Raw genomic sequence first — 11,768 nt, 5'->3', positions numbered from 1 at the left:
TCAAGTGATCAAAACTTATTCGCACTCTATGAATAATTATAAGGTAATTCAAAATCAAGAATCAATCTATAAATTTTAAATATCATGCCCCTTTTTTTACATTAGCACCGTAATTAGAAAAATAAAGCGGTGCAGAATTGTTGCCTCGGTGGCCTAGCCCGGGAAGGGGAATTCATCAAGAATCTCTTCCGAAGGCACTGGACTGAAGAAAATTGTCGAAAAAGGATTGTTTTTGCAAATCTCTCGCAATTTGCACTCATCCAGGCATCGTTGGTTCAAATCCGACCCGAGGCATCATTATACATTCATTTTTTAGCGATTTTTATAATAATCAAAATTTCACAGAATTTATTCATACTGATTCGTACTGACTTAAAAACTTATTTGCACTCCTTTTATTCAACTTATTGTTAGTATTTTAGAGCACCTGAAATCTGGTAATAATATCCTATTTCGATCTTTTTCTCTGTACATTTGATGCATTTCGATTTTTTTTTGTCAAACAGTAATTCGATGAAATTGAAATTGGTATGAATTTGGGGTTTTGGGGAACTCTGCGCAAGATTTTCAGAAATTCTTTTATTTTCTTTTTTCGTATTATGCTATAACCTCTATTAATTGCATGAAAATTCTAAAAGAAAGGTACATTTTAATTTAAGTTTTAAATTAATCTACATACTCTTAAATGGTGCGAATAAGTTTCTTTTGAAATAACAAAGATTTACATGAATTCCATGTAATTCCTCCTGGACATCTTTCGTTATAACTGCATTTTTCACATTGAGTCGGCATAAAAAGCATAAGGTGTAGTAATAAAAGGAGAAAATAGATAATTGTTAAATACCATTTTGTTGTAAATAACCAATACACAGGAAATAGAAATACTAAATAAAGAATATATTCTGCGATTTTGCCTTGTTTATGAATAAATTTGGCATTAAATTCCTTATGCTTATATAAAAATCGAGAGAGGATATTTCCTAAATAAACACCAAATATTGGTGGGCAGTATTTTCCTTTATAAGGGCAACCAGTGCAAGCCCCGGCTTGAAAAAAATTGCCTAAGATATAAAAACCAAGATAAATCAGTACCAAAAATATTGAAATTTTTGCGAGTATCAATGTAGCGCCAAAAAATGCAAGTAAAAATTGAAATAGCGCGAGTGCATAAAGTATTTTATCCTTATTCGTCCATTGATAAATTTTTTTTCCATTAAAATCAACATCCACTGAAATTATGAACTAATCCTAATTTTCGCTTGAGGATCAAAGTTTAATAACTTTGGTAAAGTTAAAGTCATTTCTCCATATGAATCATAAGGATCATTCGAGTTTTTTGAAGATTTCTTTTCTGTTCCGAGTGTAAATTAGTTTTTAATACTTTTTAGATTTTTTTTAAGAAAAACTTATGAAATAATTTATTTTTTTCTTCAAAAAAGCCAAAATTTATATTTATGGTGTTTGATGTAAAAAATATGGGGCAAAAGCCAGATTCTGTTCAAATATTGGATGATCTTAGGGATCAAATTCCCACATTTCAATCAAATCGAGTAAAAGGAATTACTTTATCTTTTATTTCTCTCTTTTTATTGGGAATCCTTCCTATCATTTCTAATAGTCGACCTAACAATCTTTCTGCGTTAAGTTATGCTCTTTATCTTTCAATATGGGAACTTTTATGCTCTCTACCTTTGTTTATTTATGAATTAAAATCTCAAAGCAAAGGTATTTTTCTTCCAAATATTTCATCTAGAGTTCGATCAAAATCCTACCTAGTTATGTTAATTTCAGGAATAATTTTCTCCATCTCAACCTTTTTTTATGTATTTTCATTTGAACATGCAGGTACTGTTAATGCTGCTATTGCACTTCAAACCTATCCTCTATTTTCTATATTATGGGAGACCATTTTTTTAAAAAAGCCAAAACCTGTAGATGAACTTATCTTCACGTGTTTGATAATTGTTGGAATTTACTATATTGGGACAGAAGGTACTTTCGTTATTCATAATTTTTCTATTTGGTTTGGTATTGCGCTAATTACTCCACTATTATGGAGTGTTGCTCATGTAATGATAAAAAATATGATGGATCAATCGCCAATAACGCCGAATCAAGTTACATTTTTCAGAGTCTTCCTCTCTAGTTTAATTCTTTTCATTTTATCTATTATTATTGAACCTTCTTACGTTGTATTTTCTGGATTATTTAATTTTTCTTTCCAAAAATACGCCTTTTTTATGGGTTTGATTTACTACCTTGAATTAGTGAACTGGTTTTATGCAGTTAAGCATGTAAATGTTTCTGTAGCGAGTACCATTACCACACCAACACCCATCTTAACTATGCTGTTAGCTATGCTCTTTTTGCAGGAACAACCCCATACATATCAAATTGTGGGCATGATCGTAGTAATTGTTGCTCTTTATTGTTTAATTTGGCGCGGAAATCACAATGCTAAATGATATTGGCTTATGTGAATCAACTATTTCACTTTTATATAGAATTTAAGATCTTTACAGTAAATAAGTGTAGATTAGTCTTGGAAAAAAAAACTGAACAATATTATTTTTTTTCTGCTTATAGGGGGAAAAAACCCCCAACTTGCTTATATATGTCATAAAAGATTATTCTCTTAGATTCACATGGTGAATAATATGAAAAAAAAAGAAATTAGTATTGTTTTAATAGTATCGCTTTTTCTTTCTGTAGCGATAACAACAGGACAATTAGCTTTGGCTTTATCGGAAACCAGATCAGTAGAAATTATCAAATTAGATGAAATGGATAAGATTCAAACTGATATAAGTATGAGTTCAGTTGAAGAAAACGATGATAATTATAAAATAGAGAATACAGATGATGATCCGAACGACGATTCAGATGATGAAGATACCGTGGATGATTCAGAAGGAGAAGAAGGGGAAAATGAAGAAGTAGATGAAGAAAAAGATGAAGATAAAGATGATATCGATGATGAGTATGAAAATGAAAATAAACGCGAAGTCAAAGTTGAAGTATTTAATAATGAAATTAAACTAGAATCATCTAAGGAAAGTAATAATACTCAAAATAAATTTGAGATCAAGATTAAATGGGATGATGGTATTTCTTTAAAATTAGAATTTGAATCCGAATTTGAAAATAATTCGGTTGAAAGCGAACTAGAAGTAAATTTTAAAGTAGCTTTCAAAAGAATAATCGAATATCTTGATAATGATGGGGATAAGATCTTTAATAAAGAGAATGATACCACTGTTCAAGAATATAATATTGACACTTTTAAAAGCCCTGAATATACTCCAATTGTTCAAAATGATAGTTCAATATTACATTATATCAAAATCAGTACTTTAGATAATATTTTTACAATCCATCTATTTGCTGCAGGAGAATTTATGAATGTAGAATCCACTACAATCACTCCGACTCAAGTAAAAATTGATCTTGAGATAAATAATTTCCCCTTTATAGAAAATACTTCCCGTTTAGCAGTCTATACCAAATTGGAATCCGAGTATGAATACGAAGAAGAAAATGAAACAGAAGATGAAGTATACGGTTTTGCTAGCCAAGAAGCAGGGATTTCGAGTATGATGAATGGCTTCGCTGCGGCATTTTCTTGGGCGGAATATGCATTAATTGATAATGTGACTCAAAATGTATTGGTAAGTTCTATTTCAAAAGATGATGAAGATTCCACGAAAGAAAAAATGTATTTCAACTATCCTCAAGGGATAAACATATATCATGATCCAAAAATGGGTGTAAAAGGCTTATTGACAGAACCGGTTATACAAAATCTACCAACTGGAACAAATTCTGATTTTCTCTCAAGTATTCCTGGATATTCTGCTTGGGTTCTGCTTGGTGTTGCAAGTATGGCCGTTATTACTCTAATATTAAAAAGAAAACGATAATAATTAAGAGGCGATGATTTTTTATAAAAGGCTTTTCTTTCCTTTTTTAATTTATTTATCAAAATGGGGTTCATTTATGACACTTGTGCGAAATCGTCGAAAAATTCTGGGATTAATTTTCATGATTGTGTTTTTTTCAAATAGTTTTATTTGGAATGTTGCCGCAAGTTCACTTAAACAAAAAGAAATATTTACAGAATCTGAAAATTTTGTCAAGATGGTTGATCTGGATTATTGCCAAGAATTTGAAGACCTTAAAAGGTCTGAAGATTTCGAAGATACTGAAGACCCCGAAGACCCCGAAGACCCTGAAGACCCTGAAGATCCTGAAGATCCAGAAGATCCAGAAGATCCTGAAAACCCTGAAGATCCAGAAGATCCTGAAAACCCTGAAGACGATGAAGAAACAGAAGATCATGAATATTCAAATGATTCTAATGATAATAAGGAACAAGAAGACAAAGATGGTGATGAGATCGATGATGAAAAAGAGTATGAAAATGAACGAGAATTGGAGATTGAAGTATCTTCTGATGAAGCTAGCATCAAATCAGTCAGGAAAATTGATAAATCTAAAGATAAAATTGAATTCAGAATAAAGATTGAAGATGAAGGTGTTGATTTAGAAATGAAATATTCATCTGAAGTTAATTCGCAAAAGATCGATATAAAGTTCGAAATCCTCTTTTCGTCGTTAATTGAATATCAAGATGTAAATCAAAATGATGTATATGATATTGGGGAAGATAAAATTTTTCAAATATATCAATTAGAGAATTTTCAAGATTTTTCTCATTCTATCATTACTACACAAACCAATTCAACTATAAATATCTTGGAACTGATTACTATCGATGGTGTGTTTAGTTTACGCTTCTATATTGTAGAAGAATTTGAACCTATTGAAGGAAATATAATCACTCCTGCCCAAATGAAGTTTGATATTCAGATTCTCCATTTTCCATTTATTTCAAATTCTTCTCGGATTGCTCTTTCAACTGCAATTAAATCTGAAGAAAAATATGAATTTGAGGATGAAACTGAAGATGAAAGAGAAGGTTATGCCCAAAATGAAGAAGGTTTATTTATAAATAATACCGAGACTGCAGGAATGTTTAGCTGGAAAAACACTGTAATTGCCGACGGTATAGAAGAAAATGTAACGATTAGTTTTGATGAAGAAGATTCCATTTTATTTCTGAATTATCCTCAAGGGGAAGTTATTTTTCACGATCCAAAGGTGGGAGTGCTAGGAATTATAATCAAGCCATCTACAATCATCCCATATAATATTTTCAACGATCCGCTATTCTACGTGCTCATTATAGGGGGAATTATAGTAATCGTATTTGTGTTCACCATGACTAAAGAACAATATCGAAATTATTTAGCTAATCGCTTTCTCCTCATGAATACTTATCCTCACAGGTTAACAATAGAACAAGTGTTAGAGAACGAGTTTAGAAGTAAGATTATTGATCTTATTATCGAAGAGCCGGGTATCCATTATAGTGAGTTATTAAGGCAAGTAAAAACTTCATCCAGCAACTTGGTGTGGCATTTGGATATATTAGAATCATATAAAGTGATTTACAAACTTAGAGTTAGCAATTATCTTGTGTATTTTCCTTACTTAGAAAAGAATCCATTTGCGAATTTTAATCCGAAAATCGCAAAAAGTAAAAAAACACTTCAAATATTTGAAATCATTTCAGAAAATCCAGGGATCATTCAAAAACGAATCGCCACCCGCATGGAACTCGACCGAAAAACCATTAAATACCATTTAGACAAATTGGTGGAAGCGAAATTAATCCGGTTAGAAAAAAAGGGGAAAAAGATTCATGCTTTTTCCTATGAATAAGAATTCTACTTGCTAATGATTATTAATAAGAATTTTTTTGTTTCTTTTTCTAATCTCTAAAAAATAGGGTGAAAAATCTATCAATCTCTTTAAATAACTCTATAAAGATTTATTTCATAGGTATTCTCAAGAATTTTAGTCAGAGGAGAGAAAAATGAAAACATCTGAGCAAAGTAAAGAATTATTTTTCTTGTTAGATCAGATTTCAAAAAACAAATCAAGTAAACAAACAACCAAGAAGAGAAAGAATAATTCACAAGTATCTACATCAAAAATTGATGAAGAAAAGGCGAGTTTTCTAAAAGAACTGGAAAAAAGACTTATTTTGCTTTATTCTGAATGATTTATGTGATTTATATGATTTATTTGGTGCGAATAAGTTTCTTTATTTTAATTGAATTATTTGATTTAATTAATTTAAATAAGCTAGATAAATTTCATATTTCGCTGCTTGAAGAAATTTGCTACGCCATCTTTAGTATTCGCTGCGATGATCCCTATTGCGATTTTTTTTGCTGCTGGAATTGCATTTTGAACTGTATATGATTCATCAGCAATCTCAAACATCAGGATATCGTTGGTGTGATCCTCAAAACTTATTCGCACTAATTACTTTTTCACACTTAAAAATTTCCAATTTTCAAACGGTAATTTTTTTTTGGAATTTATTTTAGATTACTAATGGGTCATATACACGGAAAGTATGATGATTTTCAAAAGCGATTGAATAAAATGCCGCAAGGGGCCCCAGCCACAGAAACTTTATTTAAATTTCTCGAAATACTATTGTCGGAAGAAGAGGCTGGTTTACTCTCCTTAATTCCTGTAAAGGGGTGTTCCGTTTCCCGGATTGCGAAAATTTGGAAAAAATCCGAACAAGAAACTGAAACTATTTTGAATACATTGGCTGATAAAGGAATCCTTATTGATCTTGAAAGTAATGGTGTGCGAACATTTAGTTTAGCCCCTCCGATGGCAGGATTCATCGAATTTTCGTTAATGCGCACTGATGGTAAATTTGATCGAAAAATTCTTTCAGAGTTATATTATCAATATCTTAATGTTGAAGAAGAATTTGGAAAAATGCTATGGGCATTGGAACCTGCAATTGATAGGTGTTTGGTAAACGAAGATGCCATTCCAGAACAGTATAAATCTGAGGTTCTGGATTATGAACGGGCTTCTCATATTATTCAAACTGCAACATGTATTACAGTTGGCACATGCTACTGCCGTCATAAAATGGAACATATAGGTAAACCTTGTCCACAACATATGCCGCTGGATGTGTGTCTCACTTTCAATAGTGCAGCAGAATCCTTAGCCAAACATGGTATTGCCCGAGAAATCACGAAAGAGGAAGCTATGGAAATTTTGAAGCGTGTTCGGGATTTAGGCTTAGTTCAAATTGGTGATAATACACAAGAAGGCGTTAGTTGGATTTGCAATTGCTGCGGTTGCTGTTGTGAGGCGTTACTCGGGTATAAGCGGTTTGGTTATTCACAAAATATATGTACGAATTTCTATGCTAAAGTAGATGACTCTTCATGTATTGGGTGCGGTGTGTGTGAAGAAAAATGTCCAGTTGATGCTGTTTCTCTTGATTCAAGCACTAATATTGCAGTGGTTGATTTAGATCGGTGTATTGGGTGTGGTGTTTGCACGCGATTTTGTAACAGTGAGGCAATCCAGTTAGATCGCCGAGAAAAATTGCAATTTGTCCCTAAGGATTCCTTTGAACGGGTGATTTTGGAAGCTATTCAAACAGGGACTTTACAAAATTTGATTTGTGATAATTTTTCGTCAGTGTCGAATCAAATTTTGAATCGATTTCTTAAATTCATCTTTAAACTCAAGCCAGTAAAGCGCTCAATGGTGGAAAAACAGTTAAAATCCCGATATATTAAAGCGATGGTGAAGATGTATCAAAAAATATCCAAAGATGACTTGGATGGATTTGATTTGGCTAAATATGATCACCCTGAATTGACCTAAATTGTTAATTCTCTTGATAGTGTCGATTTGGGTTTAATAATAATTAAAATTAGCATCAAATACGAAGATTCGATTAATATTCGAATTTTTGTAATCTCAAATAGTACTAAAATCCACAAAACTCAAAAATTCTTTTTCCTTTCAGTTTTTTTTAATTTTTAATTAGAAATTCTTGAATGATCTTTCACTTTTTTTTTATTTTAGATTAAAATATCTTAGATTAAAGAAGAAGAGAGGCAGATTTCAAATCAATATTTAATTGAATCCATTCTTTTAATAAAAAATACAAATGATACCAGAAATAAAATCTGTTAAAAAAAATGAAAATCAATTGTAAAAAAAAAATTGAAATAATGGGGAGAGTGACTCGAATGTATGATATAACGAGCATTTGCTATAAAATTAGCAATATTAGCTTGCGAAATACCTTTCGAGAAGAACATGATACCCGATTTTTACAGTACCTCAACATTATTAGGGTATTTTCTCTTTTAATCTTTATTGAAACGCACCTCTTTTACTTTCATATATAAATAATTATTGATATACTTTCCATAAATTATTATAAAAACACTATGGAACTATTAATTATTGAGAGAAAAAATGAAGAAAAGCAATATACCCTTGAAAAACAAATTTAAAGAGGATTTCATTGCAAGAGAAAAGAACCTGATCATTCAATTACAACAGATTCTGACAGGAGATCTTTCAAATTTTAAAGGGGGTATTCATCAATTTCTCAATTTTCGATCCAAAGAACTATCAAAAATCATTTCTCAAGATATCCTTCCTTCTTTGGCTGAAGATATTCATTATTGGAATAGAAAACTCTCCTTTCAAAAATATCTAATTGATGAAGAAGAGATTATTGAACAGATTATTGGAGATCTGATTAATTTTTTCGAGCGTTATTATAATAATGGAAGATTTATCCCCCAAAAACTCAATTTAGACGTAAAATCACAAGAAGATACCAGATTATGGTGGGCAACTGAAGATCAATACTATGTTAAACCCAGAGATCACCAAATTCGGTATCAATTTTCAAGTCACCATATCCAAGTAGAATTTATTTGTAACCAAGCTTTAGAAAGAATGCAAGAAAGCAAACAAAAAGGGATTCATCAGCCATATTTTCTGTTAAAGGATTCTACATGGGATAATAATACCTCAAATCTTAAATTTCAATTTGATTATAGACCCCTATCTTCTGAAGAATATCATTCATTAAAAAAGAAAAGAAAATTAACTCGAGTTTCGTCTATTCATATATTTCAAGATAATTTGGAGCAAATTCAACACTTTATTTCTAGTTATCAAGAATTAATTACTCAAAATCTCTTAGATCCTTACAAACCATTACTCTCTGAAGAATATGCTCAAAAAGTGCGAAAGTCGGCTAATGAATCAAATCAAAAAACAAAATTAAAAAAAATTAAAAAAAAAACGAAGATGATTTCTACAATCGAATGGCATTTTAGACAATTCTGCCAATACAAAGGGGAAGAATTTCTAATCCATCGAGATTTACGATCTTTTTTAATAAAAGAGCTTGAAAAATTCATCAAAGATTTGCATTTTTCTTCTTTTTCTTCTTTTTCTTCTTTTTTTCCTTTTCCTTCATTTTGCTCTTTTCACTCTCTTCCCTCTCTTCACTCTCTATCTTCTTCTTATATAGACATTTTTTCAAATGATTTTACTAATGAATTCCCAAATGAATTCCCAAATGAACGCACAAATGAATTTGTCGATAAAATCATAAATAATTCTCCTACTAAATCTACTGATAAGTTTAATGATAAATTAATAGATATATTTAGTGATAAGTTTGCTGTTGAGTTTTCTGATGTTTTTACTGCAAGAATGATGAAAATTCGTACTCGTAGTTATTTTTTTACGAAATTTTCTCTTCAATTAATTAATCATTTAGCTAATTTTGAAGAAATACTTAAGGATATTTGGGAAAAACCGAAATTGGTTTTGAAAACTGATTATTGTTTGACTCTTGATTTGGTTCCTACACATTATATTCCTGAGATTCTTTTAAATAAAAAACAAACAGAGTGGTGGAAAGAACATTTAGATTTCAATTTAATTCAGATAATAAAAAATAAACATTTTTTTGGTCGATCTTTAAGCTTGAAAGAATTCTCTTCTTTTATCACTAAAGAGGATTATAAAATGAAAGAAAGTTCAAATCTTATTGAATTCTGTGAGAAATTCAAAAAAACTTTTCCTAATTTGATGATCGATACTAAATTTTTTCCTAAGAAATTTCGTAATCAAATAATCGCTTCAATTTCTAATATTGATGAAAAAACAATAGGAATTTTGTTCCAATCTGATAATTATCAAGCATTACGAAATTTGCTTCATAAGTATCGGAATAATATCGACTTATGTTATATTGATCCTCCTTACAATACTGGAAATACCACTTTTTCTTATCATGATGGATTTCTTCATAGTTATTGGCTAAGTTTAATGCAATCAAGCCTTATTGAACTTTACCCCTTACTTTCTGAACGAGGATTACTAATTACAAGCTTAGATGATCATGAAACCCACTATTTCCGATTATTATCTAATCAAGTTTTTGGAGAACACAATTTTATCGCAGACATATTGTGGCACTCGACTAAATCCATGACCAATACTGCTCTAATCTCCCAAGCCCATACTCATAATCTTATTTTTTCGAAAAATATTTCCTATTATCGCAGTCACCGTAATGAATTTCGTCTTCCAGAATCTGGTAAGGGATTTGCTAATCCTGATAATGATCCTAAAGGACCATGGAAAGCTGACCCTTTTCAAGTAGGTGGTTGGCGACCAAATCAACAATATGTGATTAGAAATCCAAAGACAGGTAAAGAATACTATCCAAATCCTGGTTGCAGTTGGAAGAATGATTATAATACCTTTCAAAAATTGCTAAATGAAGGGAGAATTGTTTTTGGTAAATCAGGAGAAGCTGGACCTCAAAGAAAACGATATCAATTTGAAGCCATGAATCGTGGTAGAGTAACAAATACATTATGGACAGATTTGCCAACAACAACTAAAGCAACTACAGATCTCAAACAAATGTTTGGAAAAATTGTTTTTTCTAATCCAAAACCTACCGACTTAATCAAACGATTTATTGAGTTGGGATCGGCTGAAAATTCATGGATATTAGATTTTTTTGCTGGTTCAGGAACAACAGGACAAGCTGTTTTAGAATTGAATCAAAGTTCGAAAAGTCATCGAAAATTCATTTTAATTGAGAAAAGTTCTTATTTTGAATCTGTTTTAAAACCCAGATTAATTAAATTTATTTTTTCTCCTGATTGGCGCGCAGGAAAGCCAAAATTCATCGATCTTAAAGGTGGTAATTCTACAACTAATTTTGTCGAAAAAAGACATATTATTAATGCTGAAGAATCAAAACCGAAATCAATTATAATAAAATATCACATTCTCGAACAATTTGAAGATACTTTCGAAAATATATCATTTTCAAATCTAAATTTATTAAATCTTAATGATTTCATCAAAAACTATCCATATATGTTAAGTAATCTTCCTGTTCCTAATCCTTTTCGAAGTATATATAATATTCAATCAGATACAGGAATAAAATCAGTTAATGTTGATTTGATTGAAACTTTTAATTATTTATACTCCATTCAAATTGATTCTTATCAATGGCACGAGCATCATGGCGTAGAATATTTGTTCATTCTTGGAATAAAAGCAGAAAAACGAATATTAATTATTTGGTATAGTAAAGCAGACTCAATCGATCATAATCAGGAAAAAACCTTTCTAAAGAAGAATATTGCTAAATATTCCTGTAAAGAAGTTTTTATTAATGCACAAAAAGTAAATCCTGATATATTTTGATTTTTCTTTCTTTAATCTTTTTATCGTATTGTGACAATTTCCTATTCTTTTTACTCTCTTGATTTTTCAATCATTTACCCAATTGTTTTTTTTATTCTTTG

8 protein-coding genes and 1 tRNA gene are annotated in these 11,768 nt (G+C 30.6%); 7 read left to right on the top strand and 2 right to left on the bottom strand.

What is annotated here, in order from left to right; translation table 11 throughout:
- Positions 1–142 precede the first annotated feature (142 nt).
- A tRNA-Phe gene (locus tag ACXLDF_RS15960) sits at positions 143–294 on the top strand.
- 387 nt (positions 295–681) lie between these two features.
- Here the strand turns inward: ACXLDF_RS15960 and ACXLDF_RS15955 are convergent.
- A complete protein-coding gene (locus tag ACXLDF_RS15955) occupies positions 682–1,230 on the bottom strand; it encodes a hypothetical protein (RefSeq protein ID WP_457559544.1) in 549 nt (182 codons plus the stop codon).
- Between the two features lie 245 nt (positions 1,231–1,475).
- On the opposite strand from ACXLDF_RS15955, the gene ACXLDF_RS15950 reads away from it, so the two are divergent.
- From ACXLDF_RS15950 to ACXLDF_RS15935, 4 genes are all read left to right on the top strand, one after another.
- A complete protein-coding gene (locus ACXLDF_RS15950; RefSeq protein ID WP_457559543.1) occupies positions 1,476–2,465 on the top strand; it encodes an EamA family transporter in 990 nt (329 codons plus the stop codon).
- 192 nt (positions 2,466–2,657) lie between these two features.
- Entirely contained in the window at positions 2,658–3,920 is a 1,263-nt protein-coding gene (locus ACXLDF_RS15945) for a Loki-CTERM sorting domain-containing protein (protein WP_457559542.1), read from the top strand.
- A gap of 76 nt (positions 3,921–3,996) precedes the next feature.
- Positions 3,997–5,784, top strand: coding sequence for a winged helix-turn-helix transcriptional regulator (locus tag ACXLDF_RS15940; RefSeq protein WP_457559541.1), 1,788 nt, complete (start codon positions 3,997–3,999; stop codon positions 5,782–5,784).
- A 154-nt stretch (positions 5,785–5,938) separates the two neighbouring features.
- Entirely contained in the window at positions 5,939–6,127 is a 189-nt protein-coding gene (locus tag ACXLDF_RS15935; protein ID WP_457559540.1) for a hypothetical protein, read from the top strand.
- An 83-nt stretch (positions 6,128–6,210) separates the two neighbouring features.
- On the opposite strand, the gene ACXLDF_RS15930 is transcribed toward ACXLDF_RS15935, so the two are convergent.
- Positions 6,211–6,390: an HAD hydrolase family protein gene (locus ACXLDF_RS15930; RefSeq protein ID WP_457559539.1), complete on the bottom strand. Its 180-nt coding sequence runs from the start codon at positions 6,388–6,390 to the stop codon at positions 6,211–6,213.
- 75 nt (positions 6,391–6,465) lie between these two features.
- On the opposite strand from ACXLDF_RS15930, the gene ACXLDF_RS15925 reads away from it, so the two are divergent.
- Positions 6,466–7,779 (top strand): 4Fe-4S dicluster domain-containing protein, encoded by a 1,314-nt coding sequence (locus ACXLDF_RS15925; RefSeq protein ID WP_457559538.1) that lies wholly within the window; start codon positions 6,466–6,468, stop codon positions 7,777–7,779.
- Positions 7,780–8,382: 603 nt separating this feature from the next.
- A complete protein-coding gene (locus tag ACXLDF_RS15920; RefSeq protein ID WP_457559537.1) occupies positions 8,383–11,667 on the top strand; it encodes a site-specific DNA-methyltransferase in 3,285 nt (1,094 codons plus the stop codon).
- Positions 11,668–11,768: the final 101 nt, after the last annotated feature.

It is taken from the genome of Candidatus Harpocratesius sp., from assembly GCF_054039255.1.
This window is presented reverse-complemented; position numbering and strand designations above follow the sequence as displayed.